Genomic DNA, 26,956 nt, shown 5'->3' on the forward strand with positions numbered 1-26,956 from the left:
GCAACCGACCGCGCCGTCCGCGCAACCCGCGCAACCCGCGCGAGCGGCCGCACCGGCCGCTCAATCTGTAGCGCCGCCAGCCGCCCAATCTGCCGAACCGGAGGCGCCGAACACCGACTCCGCTCCGTTGCCCCGGCAATAAGACCGGGGCCGCCGTCGGACTGTGCGACCCGACCTCCAGTCACCGTCCCCGCAGCAGCGAGCCCGGGTCAGTTTGCCGGGGCGCTGCACCCCTTACGCGCCGGCCGTGCGAATCAGGTGTGCGTGAACGTCGGCTCGCGCTTGTTCACGAACGCGTCCATGCCTTCCTTCTGGTCGTTGGTCGCGAACAGCGAATGGAACAGTCGGCGCTCGAACATCACGCCGTCGCTGAGGCCACTTTCGAAGGCGCGGTTGACCGACTCCTTGGCCGCCATCACCGCTATGCGCGAGAAGCCCGCAATGACCAGCGCCGCGCCGAGCGCCTCGTCGGCCAGCTTGTCGAGGGGCACCACGCGGCTGACCAGGCCGGCGCGTTCGGCCTCGGCCGCGTCCATCATGCGGGCGGTGAGCGCCATGTCCATCGCCTTGCTCTTGCCGACCGCGCGCGGCAGGCGCTGCGTGCCGCCAGCGCCGGGGATCACGCCGATCTTGATCTCGGGCTGGCCGAACTTCGCGTTGTCCGCCGCGATGATGAAGTCGCACATCATCGCCAGCTCGCAGCCGCCGCCGAGCGCAAAGCCGGCCACCGCGGCGATCACGGGCTTGCGGATCGAGCGGATGATTTCCCAGTTGCGGGTGATGAAGTCGCCCTTGTAGACGTCGGCGAAGCTGTAGCTGGCCATGGCGCGGATGTCGGCGCCCGCTGCAAAGGCACGCTCGCTGCCGGTGACGATGATGCAGCCGATGGCTTCGTCGGCATCGAAGGCCTTGAGTGCGCTGCCCAACTCGGTCATCAATGCATCGTTGAGTGCGTTGAGCGCCTTGGGACGGTTCAGCGTGATAATGCCGACCGTGCCGGCCTCGGTGCGCACTTCGATGTTCTCGTAGCTCATGGTGGTCTCCGTTGGGATGGGGAGGAATGGGAGGGAATGGGGAAAGCGGGATCGAACGACTATAGCGAGACGGGGCAGCCCGCGCGGTGCACACTCGACGCTCTGCAAGAGGTGCCCCGATGAGCTTGATAACCGCCGTGCTGTTGTTCCTTCACTTGGCCTCGGCCGCCTTCTGGGTGGGCGGAATGGCGGTGATGCACTTTGCCGTACGCCCCGCGGCGGTGGCCGTGCTGGAGCCGCCGTTGCGCCTGCCGATGCTGGCCGCGGCGCTGGGGCGTTTCTTCGTGGGGGTGAACGTGGCGATCGTGCTGTTGCTGCTGAGCGGCTTCGTGATGATCACGTTCGCAGGCGGCATGGGCGCGGCGCGCTGGAACGTGCATGCGATGCTTGGAATCGGGTTGGTGATGATGGCCGTGTATGGCCACATCCGCTTTGGCATCTATCCGAAGCTGCGGCGCGCAATCGCGGTCAGGGAGTGGCCTGCCGCGGCCAAGCGGCTTCACTTGATCCGCATGCTGGTCGCGTTGAATCTCGTCCTCGGCGTGCTCGTGTTCGCGCTGGCCGTGGCCGGTCGCACGGGCTGAAGCGGGTCAGTCCACGAGCCAGGCCGAGAGCAGCGCGGGCTCTTGCGCGAACAGGCGCCAGGTCGTCAGGCCGGTGGGCAGCGTGAGCGGCAGCCGCAAGATGCGCCGGTCGCGCGCGACGATCGCTGTCATCTTCTTCTGCGGACCGAGGTAGAGCGCCAGGTCGTCCAGCTTGGTGATGCGCCAGGCCTGCGCGGGGTGGCCTTTTTTCGCGGGCACTTCAATGCCGATCCATTCGTCGTTGGCTGCGAAGCCGGCCTGCTCGGCCGCGCCGCCGCGCAGCACGACCTTCACTTGCACGCTGCCGTTCGTCTCGCTGACGCGCAGGCCCAGTTCCTGCGCGCGCTGCGACGGGTCGTCGAGCGCGGCCACGCCGTGTGCGCGCAGCAACTCCGACAGGGGCAGCTCGTCGGTGCCATGCACCCAGGCTGCCATCTCCTCGTCGAAGGTGCGGCCGCCGATGGCCAGCAACGCGCTGGCGAAGTCGGCCTCGGTGATCGGGCCGCCCGCGCTCACGTTCCACAACAGCCGCATCACATCGTCGAGCGAGCCATTGCCTTCGCGGCGCAGCGTGAGGTCGAAGCACAGTGCGACCAGCGAGCCCTTGGTGTAGTAGCTGATGGTGCTGTTGGGCGTCTGCTCGTCTTGCCGGTAGTACTTGATCCAGGCATCGAAGCTGGCCTGCGCCACCGACTGCACCAAGCGCCCGGGAGACTGCAGCACGCCGTTGATGGTCTTGTTGATGAGCCTCAGGTAGCCCGCGTTGTCGATGCGTTCCGCGCGGCGCAGCAGCAGGTCGTCGTAGTAGCTGGTGAAGCCTTCGAAGAGCCAGAGCAGTTCGGTGTGGTTCTCTTGCCCGTAGTCGTAGCGCGCGAATTCCGCGGGTCGCAGGCGCTTCACGTTCCACGTGTGGAAGTACTCGTGGCTGATCAGGCCCAGCAGCGTGGTGTAGCCCTCGGGCTGCTTGCGGGCTTCGAGTTGCGGCAGGTCGCGGCGGGTGCAGATCAGCGCGGTGGAATGGCGATGCTCGAGGCCGCCGTAGCCGTCGTCGACGGCGTTCAGCATGAACACGTAGCGGTCGAAAGGCGCGCTCGGACCGCCGCGCTTGCCGACCTTGTCGCCATGCCAGAAGCGCATCTCGGTCTCGCAGATGGCGCGGGTGTCGGCGATCAGCTTGTCGCCGTCGAAGGATGCGGTGGCGCCAGCGACCACGAAGCAATGCGGCACGCCGCAGACGCTGAAGTCGGCGCTCCAGAAGGCGCCCATCTCGACCGGCGAGTCGGCCAGTTCGTCGTAGTTGGCGGCCCAATGCAGGCCGAAACCCTGGGCGTCGGTCACCACGCCGTGCAGGGCGGTGGCGCAGGACCACTGTGCGCCGCCGGGCACGGGTTCGGGCGCGACGATCTCGATGCCGTGCGGGTTTTCGGTCTGCCCCTCGACACGCAGGCAAAGGCTGGTGCCATTGAAGAAGCCGCGGTCGGCATCGAGCCAGGCGGTGCGCACCGAATGGTCGTAGGCACAGACCTCGTAGCGCAGCACGAGCGTCTTGCCGGCGGCGCAGTCGACTTGCCAGCTGTGCTTGTCGAGCTGCTGAATGGCCAGCGCGCGGCGGCCTTGCGATGCGCTCAGCTTCTGCAGGTTCTTGGCGAATTCGCGGACCAGGTAGCTGCCCGGTATCCACACCGGCAGCGACACGCGCTGCAGCGCGGCCGGGCTGTCGATGGTGAGCGTGATGGCGAACAGGTGCGCGTGGCGGTCGGCGCATTCGACGCGGTAGCGCAGCGCCGGCGCTTTGCGGCGCGGGGTGGCAACGGCCGGCGCCATCAATTGGCCGCGGCGAGTTGTTTCTCGACCTGGGCTGCCGGAATGGCGCCCGGTGCGCGCGTGCCGTCCGCAAAGATAAGCGTGGGCGTGCCCGTGATGTTGTACTTGCGGCCGAAGGCGACGTTGCGCTCAAGCGCCGCCGTGTCGCAGTTGGCGGGTGCGTCCTGCGGCTTGACCTCGCCGGACATCCAGTCGTTCCAGCTCTTCGCCTTGTCCTTGCTGCACCAGATGTTCTTCGACTTGACGGTCGAATCCGGGCCCAGGACCGGGTAGAGGAACAGGTAGACGGTGACGTTGTCGACGTTCTTCATGTCGCGCTCGAAGTGCTTGCAGTAGCCGCAGTTCGGGTCCTCGAACACCGCCAGCTTGCGCTTGCCGTTGCCGCGCACGATCTTGAAGGCGTCGTTGACGGGCAGCTTGTCGAAGGCGACTTCGCTGAGCTTCTCGACGCGCTCCTCGGTCAGGTTGCGGCGCGCCTTCACGTCGATCAGGTTGCCCTGCAGCAAGTAGTTGCCGTCGGCGTCGGTGTAGAAGATCTCGAAGCCGTTGATGCGCACTTCGAAGAGGCCCGGCATCGGCGACTTGGTGATCTCGTCGATCTTGGCGAATTGCGGGATGCGTGCGGCCAGGTTCTTGCGGATCTCGGCTTCGCCGGCGTGTGCCTGCAGCGTGACGGCAAGAACACTGCCGAAGGCCAGGGTAGCGAGGAGGTTGCGAGCGAGCTTCATCATGGTTGGACTTGTTGGTGGATCAGCGAAGGCCCATGGCCTGCCGGGCGATCCAGTTCTTGAGCAGTTGGGTCTGGTTGAAGCCGCGCATGCCCCAGTTGCGCAACGTGGGGATTGGATCCACGGTCTGCGAAAAAAGTTGCTGGAGACCGTCGGTGGTGAGGCTCATCGCCAGCACGTCGGCACGGCGGGCGCGTTCGTAGCGGCGCAGCAGGCGCGGGTCCCCCACGCTGCGCCAGTATTCGCGGTCTTTGAGGACGCCGGCCAGTGCGGCGGCGTCGGCCAGGCCGAGGTTCAGGCCCTGGCCGGCCAGCGGGTGCACGGTGTGTGCGGCATCGCCGGCCAGGGCCCAGGACTTGCCGTCCGGGAAGGCGCCGGTCCAGCGGTCGGCCATGGCGCGCTGCAGCGGCCAGGCGGCGCGTTCGCTGGTGAGCGTGAGGGCGCCGAGGGCGTTGCGCGTGGCCTGGCCCAACGCCGCCGCGAACTGGGCGGCGTCCTGCGCCATCAGTTCGGGCGCGCGGAACTGGTCGACCGACCACACCAGCGCCACCTGCCGGCCGGCCGCGCCGCCGAGGGGCAGCAAGGCCAGCACCTCGCCCTTGTCGTTGAACCATTGGCGGGCCATGCCATCGTGCGGGCGCTCGGCTTCGAGGCGGGCCGCAATGGCGTGCTGCGGGTAGCGGGTGACCTCATAGCGCACACCCAGGCCCTCGCGCGTCGCGCTGCCCTTGCCTTCGCAGACCACGGTCAGTGCGGCCGGGACCGGAGTTTCACGCACGTCGATCATGGGCTGGAAGCGCACGGCATCGGCCAGCTGGCGTTCCAGCGCGGGCACATCGACGATCCAGGCCAGCGCGTCGACCTTCTGGCGCTGCGCATCGAACTGCACGCGCCCGCCGTCGTCGCCATGCACCTGCATCTCGCGCACGGCGGTAGCGTGCGCATCGTCGGGCCAGGCGCGCAGCGATTCGAGCATGGTGCGCGAGGCGGTATTGAGCGCATAGGCGCGCACGTCGTCCTGGCTCGAGCGGGTCGCCGGCGCGACGAGGGCTACGCGCACGCGCTCGCGCGCGAGCAGAAGCGCCAGTGTGCGGCCGACGATGCCGGCGCCGCGAATGCAAACCTCGGGGGGAAGAGCCATCGCGGGATTGTAGGAGTTGGGGCTGGGCGGCGTGGACTGCGGGAGAATCCCGCTTCTTCCCCAAGGATCCATTCGTGACATCTGCCGCCTTCGATCTCCAGGCCACCATCGCCCGTCTTCTCGTCTACCCGGTCAAGTCTTGTGCCGGGGTGGACCTGCCGGAAGTGCTGCTGACCGAAACCGGCCTGGAGTTCGACCGCGCCTGGATGGTGGTCGACGCCGGGGGCGAGTTCGTCTCGCAGCGGGAACTGCCCCGGATGGCGCTGATCCAGCCCAAGCTCAAGCAGTTCGAGATGGTGCTGCGCGCCCCCGGCATGCTGGCGCTGCACGTCGCCTACGACCGGGTCGAGCAGCCGATGCGCGTGCGGGTGTGGAGCGACGAGGTGGCGGCCTACGACATGGGCGACGTCGCGGCCCAGTGGTTCAGCGATTTCCTCTCGGAGCCCGGAAAGCCGCAGAAGCTGCGCCTGGTGCGCTTCGACCCAGAGCACAAGCGCATCTCCAGCCTGAAGTGGACCGATGGTGTCGAGGCCCAGAACCAGTTTGCCGATGGCTTTGCGTTGCTGGTGGCGAGCGAGGCGTCGCTGGCGGAGCTCAACGAGAAGCTGGTCGCCGAGGGCCACGAGGCAGTCGTCATGGAACGGTTCCGGCCCAACATCGTGCTGGCCGGTGTCGAGGCACAGGACGAGGACCGCCTGGAGACCATGCACATCGCGACGGGCGAGGGCGAGGCGCTGCTGCAGCCGGTCAAGCCCTGTCCGCGCTGCCCGATGCCCGACATCGATCCCAAGACCGCCATCAGCAGCCCCGAGGTGGGCGACATGTTGCGCACCTACCGGCAGAATGCGCGCGTCGACGGTGCGGTCACCTTCGGCATGAACGCGATCGTGCTGCAAGGCATCGATTACATGCTGAAGGTCGGCCAGCCTGTCGCGGCCAACTACCGCTTCGAATAGCCGTAACGTGCCCAATGCCCCGGCCGCTAAAATCGCCGGCTCCCCAGATTCCCTGAAAGAACCCCGCCATGAGTCTCCAGTGCGGCATCGTCGGCTTGCCGAACGTCGGCAAGTCCACCCTTTTCAACGCATTGACCAAGGCAGGCATCGCGGCGGAAAACTATCCCTTCTGCACCATCGAGCCGAACACCGGCGTGGTGGAAGTGCCTGACCCGCGCCTGGCGCAGCTCAGCGCGATCGTCAAGCCCGAGCGCATCGTGCCGGCCATCGTCGAGTTCGTCGACATCGCAGGCCTCGTGGCGGGTGCGAGCACCGGCGAAGGTCTGGGCAACAAGTTTCTCGCCCACATCCGCGAGACCGATGCCACGGTCAACGTGGTGCGCTGCTTCGACGACGACAACGTGATCCACGTGGCCGGCAAGGTCGACCCGATCTCCGACATCGAAGTGATCCAGACCGAGCTCTGCCTGGCCGACCTCTCGACGGTCGAGAAGGCCTTGCACCGCCACACCAAGGTGGCGCGTTCGGGCGACAAGGACGCGCAGAAGCTAGTCGGCCTGCTGGAGCGCTGCCAGAAGGCGTTGAACGAGAACATCCCGGTGCGCGCGCTCGAGTTCTCGAAGGAAGAGATGCCGCTGGTCAAGTCCTTCACGCTGATCACGGCGAAGCCGGCGATGTTCGTAGGCAACGTGTCGGAGACCGGCTTCGATAACAACCCCTACCTCGACCGCCTGCGCGAATATGCCGCCAGGCAGGGCGCGCCCGTCGTCGCCATCTGCGCCAAGATCGAAGCCGAACTCGCCGACATGGACGACGAGGACAAGAAGATGTTCCTTGCCGAGATCGGCCAGGACGAGCCGGGCCTCAACCGCCTAATCCGCGCCGCGTTCAAGCTGCTGGGCCTGCAGACCTACTTCACCGCCGGCGTGAAGGAAGTGCGCGCCTGGACCATCCACATCGGCGACACCGGCCCGCAAGCCGCCGGCGTGATCCACGGCGATTTCGAGAAGGGCTACATCCGCGCCCAGACCATCGCCTTCGACGACTACATCGCCTTCAAGGGCGAGCAGGGCGCGAAGGACGCGGGCAAGATGCGCAGCGAAGGCAAGGAATACGTCGTCAAGGATGGCGACGTGATGAACTTCCTGTTCAGCCCTTGATGCGATTGCGGCCTCGTTCGCAGGGCCGCTTTCTTCTATTTGGCGACGACCAGCCGCAAGCCGCTGGTCACGCTCGCCACCGCCGCGAAGGCCGCGCCCAGCCACAGCGCATTCGTTGCGCCGTGCACGCCGGCCAGGCTGAAGCACAGCGCGGTCAATGCGGCGCCCGTGGCCTGGCCCAGCAAGCGTGAAGTGGCGATGGTCCCGCTCGCACCGCCGGCACGCTCGGGCGGTGCGGCCGACATGAGGGCGCGCAGGTTGGGTGCCTGGAAGAAGCCGAAGCCCGCGCCGCAGATCGCCATGCGGATCGCGATGTCGAGCACGCTGGGGTCGGCCGGCAGCAGCGCCAGCGAGACCATGCCCGCGCTCAGCACGGCGAGGCCGATGCCACCCAGCATCCCCGGCGGATAGTGGTCGGCGAGCCGGCCCGCGAGCGGCGCGGCAAAGGCCACCACCAGCGACCACGGCGACATCAGGAAACCCGTGTCGACCTGGTTGCGATGCAGCACGCCTTCGAAGTAGAACGGTAGAGAGACGAAAGCCAGCCCCTGCGCGGCAAAGGTGCAGACCGAGGTGATCGACGACAGCGCGAAGGCTGGGCGTCGGAACAAATCGACCGGCAGGATCGGCGAGGGCCGGCCATGCTCGCGTCGCACCAGCAGCATGCCGAACACCAATGCCACCGCGAGCGCGCCCAGCCACCAGCCCATCGGCTCGCGCTGCGCGGCCGAACCCAATGCGAGGATCAGCGCCGTGAAGGCCACCACGTTGTAGACGGCCGCGAGCTTGTCGAAGCCGTGCGTGCCGCGCGGCGAGGCCGGCAGAGACGGCATGGCGACCGCCAGCGCTGCAATGCCGAGCGGCACGTTGATGCCGAACAGCCACGGCCATGGCGCAACGCTCAGCACCAGCGAGGCCACGCTCGGCCCGACCGCGAAGCCGATGCCCACCACCAGCGCATTGAGGCCCACGCCGCGGCCGAGCCGATGCGGCGGATAGATGAAGCGCAGCAGTGCGGCATTCACGCTCATGATTCCGCTGGCGCCGAGGCCCTGCAGCGCGCGTGCGGCCGCGAGTGCAGGCAGCGTGGTGGCGAGCGCGCAGGCCAGCGAGGCGAGCGTGAAGATCGCGAGCCCGCCGATGTAGATGCGCCGGTGCCCCACGATGTCGCCCAGCGCCGCGAGCGGCAGGATGGTCGCGACCATCGCGAGCTGGTAGGCGTTGATGACCCAGACCGAGGCCGCCGGCGCGGCCAGCAAGTCGGCCGCGATCGCGGGCAGGGCGGTGTTGGCGATGGCCGTGTCGAGCGTGGCCAGCAGAACGGCCACCATGATTGCGGCGAGGGCGCGGCGGCCGCGGGGCGTGAGTGCATCGGCCGATGCGTTGTAGAGAGTCGACGGGCGATCCATGAGGGCGCAGGGTGATGCGACCGGAATGCCGCGTGTGGCATCGATGGTAGCGGTGCACCGTTCATCGCGTCGGCGAGCGCTTCGGCACACGCTGACATAGACTGCGCCGTCCCATCAGGCCCCCGTCCATGCTCACCGTCCATCACCTCAACAACTCGCGCTCGCAACGCGTCCTCTGGCTGCTCGAGGAACTCGGCCTTCCGTACGAGATCGTGCACTACCAGCGCGATGCGAAGACGATGCTCGCGCCGCCCGAACTGAGCAAGGTGCATCCGCTGGGCAAGTCGCCTGTAGTGACCACTGACGACGGCCTGGTGCTGGCCGAATCGGGCGCGATCATCGAGACGATCATCGAGCGCTTCGGCCAGGGCAGGTTGGCGCCGGTGGCAGGTTCACCGGAGGCAGTGCGCTACCGCTATTGGCTGCACTTCGCCGAAGGCTCGGCCATGTCTCCGCTGCTGATGAAGCTGGTCTTCGATCGGATCGAGAGCAGCGACATGCCCTTCTTCGCCAAGCCGATCGCGAAGGGCATTGCCGACAAGGCGAAGAGCCGGTTCGTCATGCCGAACATCGCAGCCCATCTCGACTTCATGGAAGGCGAATTGGGCAAGAGTGAATGGTTTGCTGGCGATGCGTTGACCGGTGCGGACATCCAGATGAGCTTTCCCGTTGAAGCCGCCAAAGCGCGCGGCGGGCTGGATGCATCGAGGCCGAAGTTGATGGCGTTCCTTGAACGCATTCACGCGCGCCCGGCGTACCAGCGTGCGCTGGAGCGCGGCGGGCCTTACGGACTGTTGAGTTGAGCTGAACTCAGCTCGGCCAGATATACAAGAGGGCCACCGTCATCGTCAGGTAGCGCGCAAACTTGCCGATGGCCATGTAGAAGACGCATGGCCAGAACGGCAGCTTGAGCCACCCGGCCACGGCGCAGAGCGGGTCGCCGACAAGCGGCAACCAGGCGAGCAGGCAGGCCTTGGGCCCCAGCCTTTCGAGCCAGCCCAGCACGCGCACGTGATGCTTGGAGTGTGAGTACTTATCTGCAATCTCGTGCGCGCCGTAACCCATCCACCAGTCGACCGCGCCGCCCAGCGTGTTGCCTGCGGTCGCCACGAAGATCGCGGGCCAGAACATGTCGGGGCTGAGCCTGAGCAATCCGAACAGCGCGGGCTCCGAGCCCAGCGGCAACAACGTAGCCGAAACGAACGAAACAAAAAACAGCGACGACAGGCCGTACTGCGGAAGCGCCAGCAACGCGAGGAGGGAGTCGAACCATGCTTGCATGTGCGCAGGAGTATAGGAACGTGTCGCAATATCGGCGTGTGGGAAAACGCGAGATGCGCATGTCAAGCGAATGAACGATAGCCATGACGGCGCATTCTGTTTCAGTCTCTGAAATCGAGCGCCAGTACAATCGTGCCTCATTTTTCAGCAGCCCCCGCTCGCTCCCCTTCCTCCTCCCACCATGCAGATCGGCCCTATCGCGCTGGAAAACCGCCTGTTCGTCGCGCCCATGGCCGGCGTGACCGACCGGCCGTTCCGCATGCTGTGCCGCGAACTGGGGGCGGGCTACGCGGTGAGCGAAATGGTGACCTCGCGCAAGGAGTTGTGGAACACGCTCAAGACCTCGCGCCGCGCCAACCATGAGGGCGAGCCCGGCCCGATCGCAGTGCAGATTGCCGGTACCGAAGCGGCCATGATGGCGGAGGCCACCGCCTACAACATCGACCGCGGCGCGCAGGTCATCGACATCAACATGGGATGTCCGGCCAAGAAGGTCTGCAACAAGTGGGCCGGTTCCGCATTGATGCGCGACGAGCCGCTGGCGCTGGAAATCGTGCAGGCAGTGGTCGATGCGGCGGCGCCGCATGGCGTGCCGGTGACCCTGAAGATGCGCACCGGCTGGAGTGCGGACCATCGCAACGCGGTCAAGCTGGCGCGCGATTTCGAAGCGGCCGGCGTGCAGATGCTCACCGTGCATGGACGCACGCGCGAGCAGGGCTACAAGGGCGACGCCGAGTACGACACCATCGCGGCGGTCAAGGCCGCGGTGCGTGTGCCGGTGGTGGCCAACGGCGACATCACGTCACCGCAAAAGGCGCGCGATGTGTTGGCGCTCACTGGCGCGGATGCGGTGATGGTCGGACGCGCTGCGCAAGGACGGCCATGGATCTTTCGCGAGATCGCGCACTACCTGGCCACGGGCAGCGAACTCGCGCCGCCGCTCGTCGCGGAAGTGCGGCGCCTGATGCTCGACCACCTGCAGGCGCACTACGCGCTCTACGGCGAGTTCAGCGGTGTGCGCACCGCGCGCAAGCACATCGGCTGGTATGTGCGCGCGCTGCCGGGGGGCGAAGCCTTCCGCGCCCACATGAACACCCTCGACGACTGCGCCTTGCAACTGCGTGCGGTCGCGGACTTTTTTGATGCGCTTGCGGTCCACACGGACCGCATGCCAGCCCGGGGCGCGGACGAAGATCTGCTCCCGGACGAGGAGGCGGCCACTGCCGCCGGATGAGTGAGAAGAAGAGAACCCCGACATGAGCAAAAAACAAATTGAAGACTGCGTGCGCAGCAGTCTGGAGACCTACTTTCGCGATTTGCGCGGCACCGAGCCTGACGGCGTGTACGACATGATCGTGCAGGTGGTGGAGAAACCGCTGCTCGACGTGGTGATGACACGCGCCGAAGGCAACCAGTCGCGCGCCGCGCAATGGCTGGGTCTCAACCGCAACACGCTGCGGAAAAAGCTTGTCGAGCACAAGCTCCTCAAATAACAACCAAACCTGATTCATGGCACTGACCGCACTGCTTTCCGTTTCCGACAAGACCGGCATCCTCGAATTCGCGCAAGCGCTCGACGCACTCGGCATCCGACTCCTCTCCACCGGTGGCACCGCAAAATTGCTGGCCGATGCCGGCCTGCCGGTGACCGAGGTGGCCGACCACACCGGCTTTCCGGAAATGCTCGATGGCCGCGTGAAGACGCTGCATCCCAAGATCCATGGTGGCCTGCTCGCGCGCCGCGATGTGCCAGCGCACGTGGCCGCCATCCAGGAGCACGGCATCGACACCATCGACCTGCTGGTGGTGAACCTCTACCCTTTCGAAGCCACGGTAGCCAAGACCGGCTGCACGCTGGAGGACGCCATCGAGAACATCGACATCGGCGGCCCGGCCATGGTGCGCAGCGCGGCCAAGAACTGGAAGGACGTCGGCGTGCTCACCGACGCCTCGCAATACCCGGGCGCGCTGGCCGAACTGAAGGCCGACGGCAAGCTCAGCGACAAGACGAAGTTCACGTTGTCGGTGGCCGCGTTCAATCGCATCGCCGACTACGACGGCGCCATCAGCGACTACCTCTCGGGCATCGACTTCGACGCCAGCGTGGGCCAGCCATCGCCGAGGCGCTCGCTGTTCCCGGCGCAGAGCAACGGCCGCTTCATCAAGCTGCAGGACCTGCGCTACGGGGAGAACCCGCACCAGCAAGCCGCGTTCTATCGCGACCTGTACCCGGCGCCAGGCTCGCTCGTGAGCGCGAAGCAGTTGCAGGGCAAGGAACTCAGCTACAACAACATCGCCGATGCCGACGCGGCCTGGGAATGCGTCAAGAGCTTCGACGTGCCGGCCTGCGTGATCGTCAAGCACGCAAACCCGTGCGGCGTGGCCATCGGCGCGAATTCGCTCGAGGCCTATTCGAAGGCCTTCAAGACCGATCCGACCTCGGCCTTCGGCGGCATCATTGCCTTCAACCGTACGGTGGATGTCGCGGCCGCGCAGGAGATCAACAAGCAGTTCGTCGAAGTGCTGATGGCGCCGGGCTACACGCCGGAAGCGCTGGAAGTGTTCAAGGCCACCAAGGCCAAGCTCAACGTGCGCATTCTCGAGATCGCCTTGCCGCCTGGCGGCGCGACGGATTGGGACAACGGGCGCAACGCGGTGGATGTGAAGCGCATCGGCTCGGGTCTCTTGATGCAGACGGCGGACAACCGCGTGCTCGCGGAAAGCGAACTCAAGGTGGTCAGCAAGAAGCAGCCGACGGCCGAGCAGTTGCAGGACCTGCTGTTCGCCTGGAAGGTCGCCAAGTACGTGAAGAGCAACGCCATCGTCTTCTGTGCGGGCGGCATGACGATGGGTGTCGGCGCGGGCCAGATGAGCCGGCTCGACTCGGCGCGCATCGCCAGCATCAAGGCCGAGCATGCGGGGCTGTCGCTGGCAGGCACCGCGGTGGCGAGCGATGCGTTCTTTCCGTTCCGCGATGGACTCGATGTCGTTGTCGATGCGGGTGCGACGGCTGTGATTCAGCCAGGTGGGTCTATGCGCGACCAGGAAGTGATCGATGCTGCGGATGAGCGTGGCGTCGTGATGGTCCTGAGCGGCGTTCGCCACTTCAGGCACTGAAACTTCGCCGCTCGGCTACTGCGCGGTCGCAGGGCGGCGTTGAGCATCCTCACGTACTTGAGTACGTTCCGGTCCCTGCGCTGCGTTCGCCTTGCCCTGCAACCGCTCGCTACGCCGCTCGGCGAAGTTTTTGCGCCAGTCTCGGACGGTGCGTCCTCTGCTGTGAGGGGCGCGCTTACAGCGCCTTGAAGGTCTCGCGTGCCGCCTCGATGGTGGCGGCGATGTCTTCGTCGCTGTGAGCGGCGCTCACGAAGCCGGCCTCATACAACGCGGGCGCGATGTAGACGCCACGGTCCAGCAGGCCGTGGAACAGGGTGTTGAACTTCTTGTTGTCGGTGGTCATCACCGTTGCGTAGTTCTGCGGCAGTTGGTCGAACAGGAAGAAGCCGAACATGCCGCCTTCGCTGTCGGCGCTGAAGGGCAGGCCTTCGGCCGCGGCGGCGGACTTCAGGCCGTCGATCAATGAGCGCGTCTTCAAGCCCAGTGCTTCATAGAAGCCGGGCTTGGCGATTTCCTTGAGCGTCGCGAGGCCGCAGGCCGTGGCCACCGGGTTGCCGGAGAGCGTGCCGGCCTGGTAGACCGGGCCGAGCGGGGCCAATTGCTCCATGATGGCGCGCGGTCCGCCGAAGGCCGCGAGCGGCATGCCGCCGCCGATGACCTTGCCGAGCACCGTGAGGTCCGGCGCGATGCCGAGCACGCCTTGTGCGCCATGCAGGCCCACGCGAAAGCCCGTCATCACCTCGTCGAACACCAGCAGCGCGCCATGCTGCGTGCACAACTCGCGGCAGCGCCTGGCGAACTCGGGCGTGGCGCGCACAAAGTTCATGTTGCCCGCAATGGCCTCGATCATCAGGCAGGCCAACTCGTGGCCGTGCAACGCAAAGGCTTCTTCCAGTTGCGCGAGGTTGTTGTATTCGAGGACCAGCGTGTGTTGCACGACTTCTGGCGGCACGCCCGCGGAGGTCGGGTTGCCGAAGGTCGCGAGGCCGGAGCCGGCCTTGACCAGCAGCGCATCGGCATGGCCGTGATAGCAGCCTTCGAACTTGATGATGTACTTGCGGCCGGTGGCGCCCCGCGCCAGGCGCAGCGCGCTCATCGCAGCCTCTGTGCCGGAACTCACGAGGCGCACCATTTCCATCGAGGGCACCAGCGCGAGGATGGCCTCGGCCAGTTCGATCTCGCGTTCGGTGGGCGCCCCATACGAGAAGCCTTCGAGCACGGCCTTCTGCACCGCCTCGACCACGGCCGGATGGCCATGCCCCAGGATCATCGGACCCCAGGAGCCGATGTAGTCGATATAGCGCTTGCCGTCCGCATCCCAGAAGTACGCGCCCTGCGCGCGGGTGATGAAGCGGGGCGTGCCGCCCACGGCCTTGAAGGCTCGGACGGGTGAATTCACGCCACCAGGAATCACGGCGCGGGCGCGCTCGAAAAGTATGTCGTTGCGGTCAGTCATGGGCGTGGATTCTCGCCCTTGCGGCGCGAGCGGGTGTCAGTGCCGCGTATCGTGCGGCGGCAATGCGAAGTCGATCGGATCTGCGGGACCCGCGTCGCCATCTTCCTCATCGTCTTCCTCGGTCTGCGCCCAGAACAGCCGGTCCGGCAGCACGTGGCCCATGCCGGGGCGGAAGCCGGCGTCGAGGCAGCGGTCCATGTAGCTCAGCGCCTCGGCGGTGGCGGCGGTGAGGTCGGTGCCGCTCGCAAGCAGCGCGGCCAGCGCGGCCGACAAGGTATCGCCCGCGCCCGAGAACACGGCTTCGAGCCTTTCGTATTTCTCGTTGGCCAGGACGGCTTGCGGCGAGGCCAATACGTTGTCGAAAAACTGGTCGGGCAGTACGATGCCCGTCACGAGCGTGTAAGGCACGCCGTGTTCGCCAGCAGCCCGGGCAATGTCACGTGCCGTGGGGCTGCGATCACCGGTCCAGTCGGGGAGCAGCCAACGCCACAGCGTGCTGTGGTTGCCGACCAACACCGTGGTCTGCGGCAGCAGCAGGTCGCGGAAGGCATCGTGATAGGGCTCGATCTGGTTTTCTTCCCACCATGAAAGGTTGGGCATGTAGGCAACCAGCGGCAGATCGGGATAGTCGCTGGCAGTTTCCGCAATCGTGCTGAGGTTCTCGGGGGTGCCGACGAAACCGACCTTGATCAGTCGCACCTCCACGTCCTCAAGAATGGCGCGGGCTTGTTCGGCAACGGCCTCTTCGTCAAAAGGGAAGTGCTCGAAGATTTCCGCGGTGTCGCGTGCGTAGGCGCCGGTGACCACGGGGAGCATGTGCGCACCGACCGAAGCCATCGCCAGCGCATCGCCGGCGAGGCCGCCGGCGCCACTGGGATCGCTGGCATTGAAGACCAGCACGCAGGGCGGGTTGAGGTCCTCCTCCGACGCCAGGTTTTCGTCGTCGGAGGCCCCGGTAAGATCGGCCGCATCACTCGCGGCTCGTGAAGGTAATAGGTAAGTTTTCATGCGCCGTGGTGAGTCACCTCGATGGTGGCATAAGTGAGACGCTTGTCACAGGGAACTGTGAAACGTCTAGATACAATCGTTGCATTCTATGAACAGGGACTTTAAGCTGCGATGAATACGAAAACCTGGATGTGCCTGATTTGCGGGTGGATCTACGACGAAGCGACAGGGGTGCCGGAGGACGGTATTGCGGCTGGTACAGCCTGGGCTGAGGTCCCCATGAATTGGACTTGCCCGGAGTGTGGCGCTCGCAAGGAAGACTTTGAAATGGTTGAAATCTGAAGCATGGCATAGGGCTGCGCTTCATGAAGCGCCGAACGTATCGGCGCGGTATTGATCGAAGTCTCTATATGAGGAGCGTGCGCCATGAGCACCCATGCATCCGGTTACAAAGTGCTGGTGATTGATGACAGCAACACGATTCGGCGCAGCGCCGAGATCTTCCTCAAGCAGGGTGGCCACGAAGTGCTGTTGGCCGAAGACGGATTCGATGCACTCTCCAAGGTCAACGACCACAAGCCGCACCTGATCTTCTGCGACATCCTGATGCCTCGCCTCGACGGATATCAGACCTGCGCCATCATCAAGCGCAACGCCCAGTTCTCCTCCGTGCCGGTCGTCATGCTGTCCTCCAAGGACGGCGTGTTCGACAAGGCGCGCGGTCGCATGGTCGGCTCGCAGGACTACCTCACCAAGCCTTTCACCAAAGACCAGCTGCTGCAAGCCGTGCAGCAGTTCGGCCTCGTTCAAACGGAAGCCCTCTGATGGCCATTCACAAAGTACTCGTGGTTGACGACTCGAAGACGGAACTGATGTTCCTCTCCGACATGTTGCAGAAGAACGGCTTTGCCGTGAAGACGGCGGAGAACGCCGACGACGCCATGCGCCGCCTCGAAGAAGAGCGTCCCGACCTGATCCTGATGGACGTGGTGATGCCCGGCCAGAACGGCTTCCAGTTGACGCGCGCCATCGCACGCAACCCGAAGTACGAGAACCTGCCGATCATCCTGTGCACGAGCAAGAACCAGGAAACGGACCGCGTATGGGGCATGCGCCAGGGGGCGAAGGACTACATCGTCAAGCCCGTCGTTGCGGCAGAGTTGATGTCCAAGATCAGCGCCCTCGCCTGAGGCGAAGCCATGGCCAATCGCGACGCCCTGCGCGCATTTCAATCCCGCCTTGCGGGTCGCCTGCAAGCGGCGCGCAGCACCGGTGTGTCGGCCTCGTGGCTGGCCGTCGAGGCGGGGGATGCCAGGTACCTCTTTCCGCTCGGGCATGCGGGCGAAATATTCCCGTGGACACAACCGCAGCCGGTGCCCTACACCGAGCCGTGGTTCCTCGGCGTGGCCAACCTGCGCGGCGGGCTCTATGGCGTGGTGCAGTTGTCCACCTTCGCCACCGGCCAGCGCAGCGCCGCGGCGGTGACGGAAGCGACCCGGGCGCAGTCGCGGCTGGTGGCGCTCAACGAACTGCTGGAAGTCAATTGCGCGTTGCAGATCGATCGCCTGATCGGCCTGCGCGGCGTGGAAGCCTTCACCGATGCCGCAGCCCCGGATGCCGACGCGCCGGGCTGGATGGGACACGCCTACATCGACGCCGATGGCGCCAGGTGGCAGGAAGTCAACCTGCAAGCCCTTTCGCAACAACCTGAATTCCTGAGCATCGGCGCTGCCTGACGGCTGGCCGGACATTGAAATCAAAAGAGGACTGACCGTGAGCCCCATCGCCGAAAAGTTCAAGAAACTCCTACCCACCCACGACGACAGCGTGGCGGTTCGCGCCGACGGCGCCCCGCTGCCCGACGATGTCGAGATCGTCGAGCCGATGGACGAAAAAACCGTGCATGTGCATCGCGACGCCATGGCCCCGACCACGCATGTCGCGGGTGAGCCCGTCCCTGCGGCCAACGATGCGCCGGTGACTGGCGACGCCGCGCCGATCGAGCCGACGATGGAGCCCCTGGTGGCGCCTTCGATGGAGCCGTCGATGCCTGTGGAGCCGATGTTGGTCGCCCCAGCCGCCGCAGCCAGCGCCGCCCCGACGGGCGAGCCGCCGCGCTCCAACTCGGCGCGCCAGCAGCGCATCCTGGCCGCCGCGCTGGCCGGCGTGGTGCTGTTGCTGCTGCTGGTTGCGGGTTCCTCGATTCTTCGCGCCGAACGCCTGGCGCAACAGGTGGCGGCCACTGGCCAGTCGCTGATGCAGTCGCAACGCCTGGCCAAGTCGGTCTCGCAGGCGCTGGTGGGCAGCGTGCCGGCCTTCGCCGAAGTGAAGGACAGCGCCGACGACTTGTCGCGTCGCGTGCAGGGCCTGGCCAACGGCGACGAATCGCTCAAGCTGGAGCGCGTGGGCAGCCAGTACGACGAGGAGTTCGCGAAGATCACGCCGCTGGTCCAGCGTGCGGATGCCAGCGCCAAGGCGGTGCTGTCGCAGCAGAAGATCCTGACCCAGGTGGGCACCGCGCTGCGCGGCATCAACCGCCAGTCCTCCGACCTGCTTGAAATGGCCGAGACCGTGGCCTCGCTGAAGATGCAGCAGAACGCCACCATCCCCGAGATCTCGGCCGCAGGCCAGCTCGTGATGCTGACGCAGCGCATCGGCAAGTCGGCCAACGAATTCCTGACGGTTGAAGGCGTGAGCCCCGACGCCGTGTTCCTGCTGGGCAAGGACCTGAACACTTTCCAGGAAGTGACCAAGGGCCTGCTCGACGGCAACTCGCAACAGCGCCTGCCGACGACGCGTGATGCACAGACCCGCGCGCAACTCGAACAGATCCTCAAGACCTTCGAGCAGACGCGCGCCCAGGCCGGTTCCATCCTTGGCAACCTGCAAGGCCTGGTGACCGCACGCGAAGCGCAAAACACGATCCTGACCGACAGCGAGCCGCTGCGCGGCCTGCTCGGCGAACTGCAGGACAAGCTGTCGGCCCGCACCGGCCTCGGCGCCGGCACCATCCTGATGCTGCTGGTGCTGTCGGTCGCCGCACTGGCACTCGCCGGCGCCATCGGTTTCGTGCAGGTTCGCGAAGGCCGCGAGCGTGCCGCCATCGCCGAGCAGGAGCGCCTTGCCGCCGACATGCAGCGCGAGGAAGCCAGCCGCGTGAACACCGCCAACCAGGCTGCCATCTTGCGCCTCATGAACGAACTGCAGACAGTGGCCGAAGGCGACCTGACGCAGGAAGCCACGGTGACCGAAGACATCACCGGCGCCATCGCCGACTCGGTGAACTACACGGTGGAAGAACTGCGCCTGCTGGTGGGCAACGTGCAGAACACGGCATCGCGCGTGGCGAGCACCACGTCGCAGGTGGAAAACACCTCGACCGAACTGCTGGCCGCATCGACGGAACAGCTGCGCGAGATCCGCGACACCGGCCAGTCGGTGCTGACGATGGCCGAGCGCATCAACGGCGTGTCCTCGCAGGCGCAGGAGTCCGCCACGGTGGCGCGCCAGTCGCTGGAAGCCGCTTCGTCGGGCCTGCAGGCCGTGCAGAACGCCATCGGCGGCATGAACTCGATCCGCGACCAGATCCAGGAAACCTCCAAGCGCATCAAGCGCCTGGGCGAATCCTCGCAGGAGATCGGCGAAATCACCGAGCTGATCTCGGACATTACCGAACAGACCAACGTGCTGGCGCTGAACGCAGCCATCCAGGCAGCGTCTGCCGGTGAAGCCGGCCGCGGCTTCTCGGTGGTGGCCGAAGAAGTGCAGCGACTCGCTGAACGTTCCGCAGACGCCACGCGCCAGATCTCGGCGCTGGTGAAGGCGATTCAGACCGACACGCAGGATGCCGTCGGCGCCATGGAGCGCTCCACGCAGGGTGTGGTCGAAGGGGCGAAGCTGTCCGACAACGCCGGTACTGCGCTGTCCGAGATTGACCGCGTGTCGCGCCGCCTCGCAGAGCTGATCGAGCAGATTTCGCAATCCGCCTCCCGCGAAGCCAATTCGGCCAACGTGGTGGCTGCCAACATCCAGCACATCTTCGCGGTGACGGAACAGACCGGAGAAGGCACGCGGACCACGGCCGCCCAGGTGCGCGAGCTGTCGCACATGGCCGAAGAGTTGCGCCAATCGGTGTCCCGTTTCAAGATCGTCTGATTCACTGCCTGAGCCCCCACTGTGCCGACTCCTGCCACCGCCCCCGTCGCCGGCATCGCGCCGGCCACCGAAGACCTGGGGCCGTTGGCCTGGGTGCTCGAAGAGATCCAGAAATCGGTCGATGCCACCAGCAAGTCGCTGAAGCGATTCCTGCGTGAGTCCAACGGCGCGCCCGATGCCGACATCGGCCAGCTGCGCGTCGCGCGGCAACAGTTGCACCAGGCCGTCGGCGCGCTGCAGATGGTCGACCAGCGCGCGCCGGCGCTGGTGCTCGGCGCCATGGAATTCGCGGTGCAGAGCTTCGTGCAGGAGCCCTCGCGCTGCAACGAGGCGGCCGTCCTCAAGATGGACCGCGCCGGTTTTGCCGTCGCCGACTTCCTGAACGCGATGCTCGCGGGCAAGACGGTGTCTTCCGTGGCGCTGTTCCCGCAGTACCGCGACGTGCTGGAACTGGTCGGCAACGAGCGTGTGCATCCGGCCGACCTGTGGACCACGTCCTGGCACTGGGCCAACATCTCGCTGCAAAGCCACAAGCCGGCGCTGGTGTACGACCCGGCGGTGCGCTCGCGGCTCGACCGCGAGGTGCTCAAGGTCGTCAAGAGCGGCGACGACGAGGCCGCGCGCCGGCTGCAGGAAATCTGCGTCGGCCTGTCGCGCGGCGCGGGTGTGCCGCACGTGGCGGACTTCTGGGCCATCGCGGCTGCCTTCTTCGAGGCCTTGGGCCTAGCGCTGGTGCCGGCGGACGTCTATGTGAAACGCGCCGCCTCGCGCGTGCTGCTGCAGTACGCCACGCTGGCGCGCAGCGACAACACGGTGTCGGAGCGGCTTGCGCACGATCTGTTGTTCTTCTGCGCCCAGGCCGTGCCGGGCATTCGCGATGAAGCCCGCATCCTGCGCGCCGTGCGTGCGGCATGGGGCATCGCCGGCGAGCGTGCGGTCGACTACGCCACCGAGCAGTTCGGCCGCTTCGACCCGGTCGTGCTGGCGCAGGCGCGCAAGCGCATCGAGACTGCCAAGGAGATGTGGTCGGCCTTGTCCGGCGGCGACGTGACGCGCCTGCGGCAGGTGGCGGACACCTTCGCCCAGCTGGCCGAGTCGCTGCAGAAGCTGCATCCGCCGAGCCTGCCGATGGCGCAGGCGCTGACCAACGCGGTGGAGTCTTCCATCAAGTCCGGCAAGCCGCCGAAGACCGAACTGGCGATGGAAGTCGCCACCTCGGTGCTGTACCTCGAGGCCGCTTTCGAAGACCTCGACCCGCATGACCGGCAGCTCACCGCGCGCACCGTGCAATTGGCCGGCCGCATCGAGCGTGCACGCGAGAGCGGCCAGTCGGAGCCGCTCGAGTCGTGGATGGAAGAGCTGTATCGCCGCGTGAGCGATCGCCAGACCATGGGCACCGTGGTCGATGAACTGCGTGCCCACCTTGGCGAGCTGGAAAAGTCGCTCGACCAGTTCTTCCGCCGGCCGGCCGAGAAGACGCTGCTGCGCACGGTGCCGACGCAACTGATGCAGATGCGTGGCGTGTTCTCGGTGCTGGGCCTGGAGCAGGCGGCGCAGACCGTGCAGCGCATGCGCGACAACGTCGAGCAACTGATGGCCGGCAGCGAGCCCGCCGATGAGTCGGGGGCCTTCGACTCGCTAGGCAACAACCTCGGCGCGCTCGGCTTCCTGATCGACATGCTGGGCTACCAGCCGACCTTGGCCAAGCGGCTGTTCGTGTTCGACGAGAAGACGGGCGAACTCAAGCCGCTCATGGGCCGCCAGGCGGCGGAGGCCGAAGAGGTGGCGGAGCCGGCACCTGTCGCTCCCGTCGCCGTGCCTGTAGCCGCACCGTTGGCCGCACCCGTGGCCGCGCCGGTGGCCCTCGCGCCGACATCCGCCGCGGTCACACCGCCGCGTGCCGAATCCCTCCTGAGCGCCGACGAAATCGACGCGCAGATCGCCGCGCGCCTGGCCGCGCTGGCCACGCCGAAGAACAAGCCGGCCACGCCGATCGAGGAGTTCCGCCGCGCCACCGACAGCTGGACCGCGAAGATCACCGGCCCGGCACCGCTCGAGGCGCTGCCGGACACCGAAGTGACCGAGCTGGACGAAGACGACCTGCAGAGCATCTTCCTGGACGAAGCGCGCGAAGTGCTGCACAACGGCCTCGCGGCGATTGCGGCATTGGGGCGCGACCCGGCGGACATCGGCGAGTTGACCGTGCTGCGTCGCGCGTTCCACACGCTCAAGGGCAGTTCGCGCATGGTCGGCCTGACCGAGTACGGCAACGCAGCCTGGTCCTTCGAGCAGGTGCTCAACACCTGGCTGGCCGACCAGCGGCCGGCCACGCCGGACCTGCTGGAAGGCGCCGGCACGGCGATGCGCGACTTCGCCAAATGGGTCGAGGCCATCGCATCGGGCGAGCCGCACACCTGGCAGGCCGAACCCTTCCACACCCTGGCCGAAGCACTGAGCAGCGGCCAGCAGATTCCGGCGCCGGCACCGATGCCCAGTGCCGATCAACTGGCCGTGGCCGCGCGCCGCATCGCCGACGAGCCGCCAGCGCCGGCGCCCGTGGCCGAGCCGGTGCACGTCTCGGTGCCACTGCCCGACAGCGCCTACGCCCGGCCGCCGATGCCCGAGCTGCCGGACCTGGACTTTGCGTCGACCGACTTCGACACGCCGTCCTTCGACGTACCGGTGTCGCGGTCCGATGTGCCGCCATTTTTTGCACCGTCCGCGCCGCCCACGTCCGCGCCTCTGGCCGACGCGGCCACCGACTGGTCCGGCCTGCACTCGCGCGGCGCGGTCGACGAGACGCCGGCGCGCAAGGAAAGCTACGACGAATTCCTCGGCTCCTTCGACACGACCGACCTCGCCGGTCTCGATGAGCCGGCGCAGCCAGTCAAGCCCGACACCGCGGCGATCGCGGGCGCCGAGGACATCGACTTCTTCGCAGCCGCGGCCCCATCGGCGCAGGACTTTTCCTTCGAATCGACGGACCTGCAACCGCTGGCCGACATGCCGTCTGACGCGTCGATGGAAGCGCCAGTGGATGCGCCGGTGGAGGCGATGATCGATTTCCCGCTGGAACTCACGTCGACGGACGAGGCGCCCGCGGCGCCGGCCGTCGCGCCCGTGGTGGAGGTCGACTTCGATCCACAGGAACCCGCAGAAGCCGAGCCGCTGCCGCAGGCGGCAGCGCCGCTGGAAGAAGCGGCCGGTGCGGAAGTGCGGCCGCACGAATTGACGGCGGCGACCCTTGACACAGATGCCGTCGCTGAAACGCAGGCGGACGCAGGCGCAGTGGTTGATGCTCAGGCAGCCGTTGTTGCTGACGCAGCGGTGCATGCTGACGCCGCCATGGATTCTGTCGCGGCCCTTGATGCCGAAGTCGACGCAACAGCGGACGCAGACTCACCGATCGAAGCCGTCGCCGGGCACGAGCCTGTCGACGTGGCCTCCGAGCCGGAACTCGTGGCCACCGCCGCAGCTGTGGAGCCGCCGGTCGCGCCCAGCGCGGACGATCCGATCAAGGCGATCGGCCCGCTGCGCATCGGCATCGCCCTCTACAACGTCTTCCTCAATGAGGCCGACGAATGGTCGCGCCAACTGGCAAGCGACGTCAGCGAGTGGGCGCTGGAGCCCGGAGTGCCGATGCCCGATTCGGCCGTCGCGCTGGCGCATTCGCTCGCGGGCAGCTCGGCCACGGTCGGCTTCCAGAGCCTGTCGGGCATGTCGCGCCTGCTGGAGTCCGCGTTGCAGCACCTGCACCTGCAGGGCGGCGGCACGCCGCAGCAGGGCACGGTCCTCATTGCCGCGACGGAAGAACTGCGCCGGCTGCTGCATCAGTTTGCCGCTGGCTTCCTGAAGGAGCCGGCGCCCGAGACCCTGGCTGCATTGCGCGAGGTCGCGGCTTCGCCGATGCCGGTCGAGGCCGATGAGCCGGTGGTTGCGCGGGCCGAGGAAGAGATGGCCGAGCCAGCGCTCGAAACGGGCGAGGGTCCGGACGTCGAACCCGCAGAGGCCGAAGCGGTCGAGGTGGAAGGCCTGGAAGCCGGACCGGCCGAAGGCAAAATCGAAACTGACGAAGCGGAGCGCGCTGCGGCTGAATCCGTCGAAGCCTCGATCCCGGCGTTCGAACCCGTCGAAGCTGAACGCGTCGAAACCGAGCGCGTCGAAGCACAGCCCGTCGAAGCAGAGGCACAGTCAGAAGCAACTGACGCAGAGGCAGACGCCGCAGAAGCAGTCCAGGCAGTCGAACCGGCCCAGGCAGTCGAACCGCTCCACGCAGTCGAACCGGTCCACGCAGTCGAACGGTTCGAGCCAGTCCTGGCAGTCGAGCCTGTCGAAGCAATCCAGGCCAGCCCTGCCGAGCCCCAAGCGCTCGCCGAGCCCGTCGCTGCCGCACCAGCCGTTCCCGCCCCGAGCGCCGAAGTCCGCACCGTCGTCACGATGCCCGCCTTCGCCGTCGTCGAGCCGGCCGTCTACGACGACAGCGAAGACCCGATCGACCTGGTCGATGCGGTCGATGCCGACCTGTTCCCGATCTTCGAGGAAGAGGCCGCCGAGTTGTTGCCGCAGCTCGGCACGGCATTGCGCGCCTGGCATGAGCAGCCCGAGGTGATGGCGCCGCGTGCGTCGATCCTGCGCACGCTGCACACGCTCAAGGGCAGCGCGCGCCTTGCCGGCGCGATGCGCCTGGGTGAGCGCGCGCACCGCATGGAGTCCGAGATCGAACTGCTCGGCAACGAATCCGTGCCGCGCGAAGCCATCGGTCGCCTGCTGGCTCGCCACGACGTGCTGCAAGCCACCTTCGACGACCTGCGCGCGGCCGACGATGCCACGCAGGCACAGGTCGCGAACCGCGCGGCGGAAGCCGCCGCCGCCACGCGCCGCGCATTGGTGGAGGAAGTGCCGGCGCCTGCCATGCCGGCGGTCGCCGAAGCCGACGAGTCCGCCAACGAGCCGCTGGCCGATCCGTCGCAGGCTGCGCAGCTGTCCCCGTCCCCTTCCACGGCCAGGTCCGCCTTGCCGACACCGGTCGCGCTGGCCGTATCGCGCCAGGCTTCGAGCCAGGCCGTGCGCGTGCGCACGCAGTTGCTGGACCGCCTGGTGGCCCAGGCCGGCGAGGTCATCATCACGCGCTCGCGGCTGGAGGTCGAGATCGGCCAGCTGCGCAGTTCGCTGACGGACCTGACCGGCAACCTGGACCGCCTGCGCCAGCAGTTGCGCGACATCGAGGTGCAGGCAGAAAGCCAGATGCAATCGCGCCTGGCCCAGGCCAAGGATTCGCAGCAGGGCTTCGACCCGCTGGAGTTCGACCGCTTCACCCGCGTGCAGGAACTGACGCGCATGATGGCCGAGTCGGTGAACGACGTGGCCACCGTGCAGCGCACCTTGCAGAAGACGGTGCAGGCGACGGAAGACGACCTGAGCGCCCAGGCGCGCCAGACGCGCGAACTGCAACGCGGCCTGCTGCGCACCCGCATGGTCCAGTTCGAGGACCTGTCGGAACGCCTCTACCGCGTGGTGCGCCAGGCGTCGAAAGACACCGGCAAGCAGGTCCGGCTGGACATCACCGGCGGCAACATCGAGATGGACCGCGGCGTGCTGGACCGCATGACGCCGGCCTTCGAGCATCTGCTGCGCAACTGCGTGGCGCACGGCATCGAGGACGCCGAGGTGCGCGAGCGGGCCGGCAAGGAAGCCAGCGGCTTCATCGGCATCGAGCTGCACCACGAAGGCAACGACGTGTCGGTGAGCTTCCGCGACGATGGCGCCGGCCTCGACCATCAGCGCATCGCCGAGCGGGCACGCGCCCTCGGCCTGATCGCGTGGGACCATCAGCCGTCCGACCAGGAAGTGTCGGAGTTCATCTTCCAGCCGGGCTTCTCGACGGCGGCGCAGGTCTCGGAACTGGCTGGTCGTGGCATCGGCATGGACGTGGTGCGCTCGCATGTGGCCGCGCTCGGCGGGCGCATCGAGACGCAATCGACGCCCGGCCAGGGCACCACCTTCAAGCTGGTGCTGCCGCTCACGACCGCGGTGACGCACGTGGTGATGCTGCGCGCTGGCAACGTGTCTTTCGGCGTGCCCTCGGGCCTGGTCGAACTGGTGCAGCGCGCCAGTGCGGCAGACCTCGAATCGGCGTACCTGAACCAGCAGTACGGTTTCGGCGGCGAGCAGGTGCCGTACTTCTGGAGCGGCGCGTTGCTGCAGGCAAGCGCGCGCAGCGAGCGCGGCCTGGCCAAGAACAACGTGGTCGTGGTGGTGCGCAGCGCGGCACAGCGCGTGGCGCTGCACGTCGACGAAGTGCTGGGCAACCAGGAAGTGGTGGTGAAGAACCTCGGTCCGCAACTGGCGCGGCTGCCCGGCATGGCCGGCATCTCGGTGCTGGCCTCGGGTGCGGTGGCGCTGATCTACAACCCGGTGGCGCTGGCCGCGGTGCACGGCGACCAGGCCCGCGCGCTGCAGGCTACCGGCATTCCGTCGATGGCGAAGGCTGGCGCAGGCGGCCATGCCAACGTGCCGGTGGCGGTCGAGGCGCAGCAAGCCCCGCCGCAGGTGCCGCTGGTGCTGGTGGTCGACGACTCGATCACCGTGCGCCGCGTGACGCAACGCCTGCTGCAGCGCGAAGGCTATCGCGTGGCCCTGGCGGCGGACGGCCTGCAGGCGCTGGAGCGGCTGCAGCAGGAGCGTCCGGCGGTGGTGCTGTCGGACATCGAGATGCCGCGCATGGACGGCTTCGACCTGGCGCGCAACATCCGCGCGGACGAGTCGCTGGCCGGCATGCCGATCATCATGATCACCTCGCGCATCGCCGAGAAGCATCGCGAGCATGCCAAGCAACTGGGCGTGAACCACTACCTGGGCAAGCCGTACTCGGAAGAGGAACTGCTGCGCCTGGTGCGGGCGTTCACCGACGACAGGGTGCTGGCGGCTGCGGCCTGACCTGCTGCCGGTCCGGGGCCGCAGCGGGTGGCCCGGATGCGGGTGCTTGCACGCAGCCTGAAGGCAGCTCAGCGACCTACCCGTGGGCCAGAAAGACGAGGCCCTCGAAATCAAGGCAGCTGTTGGCCGACTTGAAGTCTCGGTATGTGATGCCAACTTCCGTTGCGTCTCTGCAGGCGGCGTTGGGCGAGCGGTGGATGGCTTCGGGCCTGGTTTGGCGCTACTTT

General features: G+C 66.9%; 21 protein-coding genes. 13 read left to right on the top strand and 8 right to left on the bottom strand.

The window, feature by feature from the left end; translation table 11 throughout:
- Positions 1 to 254: 254 nt before the first annotated feature.
- Positions 255 to 1,034 carry an enoyl-CoA hydratase gene (locus tag HCU76_RS18390; protein WP_213957367.1) on the bottom strand — a complete coding sequence of 260 codons (780 nt, stop codon included), beginning with the start codon at positions 1,032 to 1,034 and terminating at the stop codon, positions 255 to 257.
- Positions 1,035 to 1,153: 119 nt separating this feature from the next.
- Here HCU76_RS18390 and HCU76_RS18395 point away from each other — a divergent pair, with 119 nt between their 5' ends.
- Positions 1,154 to 1,618: a CopD family protein gene (locus tag HCU76_RS18395; protein ID WP_218510270.1), complete on the top strand. Its 465-nt coding sequence runs from the start codon at positions 1,154 to 1,156 to the stop codon at positions 1,616 to 1,618.
- Between the two features lie 6 nt (positions 1,619 to 1,624).
- On the opposite strand, the gene HCU76_RS18400 is transcribed toward HCU76_RS18395, so the two are convergent.
- The 3 genes from HCU76_RS18400 to HCU76_RS18410 are packed head-to-tail and all read right to left on the bottom strand — an operon-like array spanning position 1,625 to position 5,311.
- On the bottom strand, positions 1,625 to 3,442 hold the full coding sequence (locus HCU76_RS18400; protein ID WP_218510271.1) for a M61 family metallopeptidase: 1,818 nt from the start codon (positions 3,440 to 3,442) through the stop codon (positions 1,625 to 1,627).
- The gene (locus HCU76_RS18405; protein ID WP_213957469.1) at positions 3,442 to 4,170 is read right to left on the bottom strand and encodes a DsbC family protein; all 729 of its coding nucleotides are present in this window, start codon (positions 4,168 to 4,170) and stop codon (positions 3,442 to 3,444) included. Before HCU76_RS18405 ends, HCU76_RS18400 begins: the two co-directional genes overlap by 1 nt.
- Positions 4,171 to 4,192: 22 nt before the next feature.
- The gene (locus tag HCU76_RS18410) at positions 4,193 to 5,311 is read right to left on the bottom strand and encodes an FAD-dependent monooxygenase (protein WP_213957364.1); all 1,119 of its coding nucleotides are present in this window, start codon (positions 5,309 to 5,311) and stop codon (positions 4,193 to 4,195) included.
- A gap of 74 nt (positions 5,312 to 5,385) precedes the next feature.
- On the opposite strand from HCU76_RS18410, the gene HCU76_RS18415 reads away from it, so the two are divergent.
- Positions 5,386 to 6,267 carry an MOSC N-terminal beta barrel domain-containing protein gene (locus HCU76_RS18415; protein ID WP_213957363.1) on the top strand — a complete coding sequence of 294 codons (882 nt, stop codon included), beginning with the start codon at positions 5,386 to 5,388 and terminating at the stop codon, positions 6,265 to 6,267.
- Positions 6,268 to 6,335: 68 nt separating this feature from the next.
- Entirely contained in the window at positions 6,336 to 7,427 is a 1,092-nt protein-coding gene (ychF, locus tag HCU76_RS18420; protein WP_213957362.1) for a redox-regulated ATPase YchF, read from the top strand.
- A gap of 35 nt (positions 7,428 to 7,462) precedes the next feature.
- On the opposite strand, the gene HCU76_RS18425 is transcribed toward ychF, so the two are convergent.
- Complete coding sequence (locus HCU76_RS18425; protein WP_213957361.1) at positions 7,463 to 8,836, bottom strand: MFS transporter; 1,374 nt, start codon at positions 8,834 to 8,836, stop codon at positions 7,463 to 7,465.
- A gap of 128 nt (positions 8,837 to 8,964) precedes the next feature.
- On the opposite strand from HCU76_RS18425, the gene HCU76_RS18430 reads away from it, so the two are divergent.
- A complete protein-coding gene (locus tag HCU76_RS18430) occupies positions 8,965 to 9,639 on the top strand; it encodes a glutathione S-transferase (protein ID WP_213957360.1) in 675 nt (224 codons plus the stop codon).
- Between the two features lie 7 nt (positions 9,640 to 9,646).
- Here HCU76_RS18430 and HCU76_RS18435 read toward each other — a convergent pair whose 3' ends face one another.
- Positions 9,647 to 10,117, bottom strand: coding sequence for a YqaA family protein (locus HCU76_RS18435; RefSeq protein WP_213957359.1), 471 nt, complete (start codon positions 10,115 to 10,117; stop codon positions 9,647 to 9,649).
- Between the two features lie 181 nt (positions 10,118 to 10,298).
- Here HCU76_RS18435 and dusB point away from each other — a divergent pair, with 181 nt between their 5' ends.
- Genes dusB through purH form a run of 3 tightly spaced genes read left to right on the top strand, consistent with a single transcriptional unit; the run spans position 10,299 to position 13,234 of the window.
- Positions 10,299 to 11,351: a tRNA dihydrouridine synthase DusB gene (dusB, locus tag HCU76_RS18440; protein ID WP_213957358.1), complete on the top strand. Its 1,053-nt coding sequence runs from the start codon at positions 10,299 to 10,301 to the stop codon at positions 11,349 to 11,351.
- 22 nt (positions 11,352 to 11,373) lie between these two features.
- Positions 11,374 to 11,610: a Fis family transcriptional regulator gene (locus HCU76_RS18445; RefSeq protein WP_213957357.1), complete on the top strand. Its 237-nt coding sequence runs from the start codon at positions 11,374 to 11,376 to the stop codon at positions 11,608 to 11,610.
- Between the two features lie 16 nt (positions 11,611 to 11,626).
- Positions 11,627 to 13,234, top strand: coding sequence for a bifunctional phosphoribosylaminoimidazolecarboxamide formyltransferase/IMP cyclohydrolase (gene purH / locus HCU76_RS18450; protein ID WP_213957356.1), 1,608 nt, complete (start codon positions 11,627 to 11,629; stop codon positions 13,232 to 13,234).
- 175 nt (positions 13,235 to 13,409) lie between these two features.
- Here purH and hemL read toward each other — a convergent pair whose 3' ends face one another.
- Positions 13,410 to 14,690 (bottom strand): glutamate-1-semialdehyde 2,1-aminomutase, encoded by a 1,281-nt coding sequence (hemL, locus tag HCU76_RS18455; protein ID WP_218510272.1) that lies wholly within the window; start codon positions 14,688 to 14,690, stop codon positions 13,410 to 13,412.
- A 36-nt stretch (positions 14,691 to 14,726) separates the two neighbouring features.
- On the bottom strand, positions 14,727 to 15,698 hold the full coding sequence (locus HCU76_RS18460) for a bifunctional hydroxymethylpyrimidine kinase/phosphomethylpyrimidine kinase (RefSeq protein WP_213957354.1): 972 nt from the start codon (positions 15,696 to 15,698) through the stop codon (positions 14,727 to 14,729).
- 111 nt (positions 15,699 to 15,809) lie between these two features.
- On the opposite strand from HCU76_RS18460, the gene HCU76_RS18465 reads away from it, so the two are divergent.
- The 6 genes from HCU76_RS18465 (at position 15,810) to HCU76_RS18490 (ending at position 26,729) form a co-directional block, all read left to right on the top strand.
- A complete protein-coding gene (locus tag HCU76_RS18465; protein WP_213957353.1) occupies positions 15,810 to 15,980 on the top strand; it encodes a rubredoxin in 171 nt (56 codons plus the stop codon).
- An 84-nt stretch (positions 15,981 to 16,064) separates the two neighbouring features.
- Positions 16,065 to 16,463, top strand: coding sequence for a PleD family two-component system response regulator (locus HCU76_RS18470; RefSeq protein WP_213957352.1), 399 nt, complete (start codon positions 16,065 to 16,067; stop codon positions 16,461 to 16,463).
- Entirely contained in the window at positions 16,463 to 16,828 is a 366-nt protein-coding gene (locus HCU76_RS18475; RefSeq protein WP_213957351.1) for a PleD family two-component system response regulator, read from the top strand. Before HCU76_RS18470 ends, HCU76_RS18475 begins: the two co-directional genes overlap by 1 nt.
- Positions 16,829 to 16,837: 9 nt before the next feature.
- Complete coding sequence (locus HCU76_RS18480) at positions 16,838 to 17,374, top strand: chemotaxis protein CheW (protein ID WP_213957350.1); 537 nt, start codon at positions 16,838 to 16,840, stop codon at positions 17,372 to 17,374.
- Positions 17,375 to 17,699: 325 nt separating this feature from the next.
- Positions 17,700 to 19,793, top strand: coding sequence for a methyl-accepting chemotaxis protein (locus tag HCU76_RS18485; protein ID WP_256354296.1), 2,094 nt, complete (start codon positions 17,700 to 17,702; stop codon positions 19,791 to 19,793).
- Positions 19,794 to 19,814: 21 nt separating this feature from the next.
- The gene (locus HCU76_RS18490) at positions 19,815 to 26,729 is read left to right on the top strand and encodes an Hpt domain-containing protein (RefSeq protein ID WP_218510273.1); all 6,915 of its coding nucleotides are present in this window, start codon (positions 19,815 to 19,817) and stop codon (positions 26,727 to 26,729) included.
- Positions 26,730 to 26,956 lie beyond the last annotated feature (227 nt).

Source organism: Variovorax sp. dw_308 (genome assembly GCF_019207085.1).
Taxonomy (GTDB): domain Bacteria; phylum Pseudomonadota; class Gammaproteobacteria; order Burkholderiales; family Burkholderiaceae_C; genus Variovorax.

Bases quoted from the DNA above. Each gene is read 5' to 3' on its own strand.
- HCU76_RS18390 (WP_213957367.1), bottom strand. From the start codon at position 1,034: ATGAGCTACGAGAACATCGAAGTGCGCACCGAGGCCGGCACGGTCGGC.
- HCU76_RS18395 (WP_218510270.1), top strand. From the start codon at position 1,154: ATGAGCTTGATAACCGCCGTGCTGTTGTTCCTTCACTTGGCCTCGGCC.
- HCU76_RS18400 (WP_218510271.1), bottom strand. From the start codon at position 3,442: ATGGCGCCGGCCGTTGCCACCCCGCGCCGCAAAGCGCCGGCGCTGCGC.
- HCU76_RS18405 (WP_213957469.1), bottom strand. From the start codon at position 4,170: ATGAAGCTCGCTCGCAACCTCCTCGCTACCCTGGCCTTCGGCAGTGTT.
- HCU76_RS18410 (WP_213957364.1), bottom strand. From the start codon at position 5,311: ATGGCTCTTCCCCCCGAGGTTTGCATTCGCGGCGCCGGCATCGTCGGC.
- ychF (WP_213957362.1), top strand. From the start codon at position 6,336: ATGAGTCTCCAGTGCGGCATCGTCGGCTTGCCGAACGTCGGCAAGTCC.
- HCU76_RS18425 (WP_213957361.1), bottom strand. From the start codon at position 8,836: ATGGATCGCCCGTCGACTCTCTACAACGCATCGGCCGATGCACTCACG.
- HCU76_RS18430 (WP_213957360.1), top strand. From the start codon at position 8,965: ATGCTCACCGTCCATCACCTCAACAACTCGCGCTCGCAACGCGTCCTC.
- HCU76_RS18435 (WP_213957359.1), bottom strand. From the start codon at position 10,117: ATGCAAGCATGGTTCGACTCCCTCCTCGCGTTGCTGGCGCTTCCGCAG.
- dusB (WP_213957358.1), top strand. From the start codon at position 10,299: ATGCAGATCGGCCCTATCGCGCTGGAAAACCGCCTGTTCGTCGCGCCC.
- HCU76_RS18445 (WP_213957357.1), top strand. From the start codon at position 11,374: ATGAGCAAAAAACAAATTGAAGACTGCGTGCGCAGCAGTCTGGAGACC.
- purH (WP_213957356.1), top strand. From the start codon at position 11,627: ATGGCACTGACCGCACTGCTTTCCGTTTCCGACAAGACCGGCATCCTC.
- hemL (WP_218510272.1), bottom strand. From the start codon at position 14,690: ATGACTGACCGCAACGACATACTTTTCGAGCGCGCCCGCGCCGTGATT.
- HCU76_RS18460 (WP_213957354.1), bottom strand. From the start codon at position 15,698: ATGAAAACTTACCTATTACCTTCACGAGCCGCGAGTGATGCGGCCGAT.
- HCU76_RS18465 (WP_213957353.1), top strand. From the start codon at position 15,810: ATGAATACGAAAACCTGGATGTGCCTGATTTGCGGGTGGATCTACGAC.
- HCU76_RS18470 (WP_213957352.1), top strand. From the start codon at position 16,065: ATGAGCACCCATGCATCCGGTTACAAAGTGCTGGTGATTGATGACAGC.
- HCU76_RS18475 (WP_213957351.1), top strand. From the start codon at position 16,463: ATGGCCATTCACAAAGTACTCGTGGTTGACGACTCGAAGACGGAACTG.
- HCU76_RS18480 (WP_213957350.1), top strand. From the start codon at position 16,838: ATGGCCAATCGCGACGCCCTGCGCGCATTTCAATCCCGCCTTGCGGGT.
- HCU76_RS18485 (WP_256354296.1), top strand. From the start codon at position 17,700: ATGTTGGTCGCCCCAGCCGCCGCAGCCAGCGCCGCCCCGACGGGCGAG.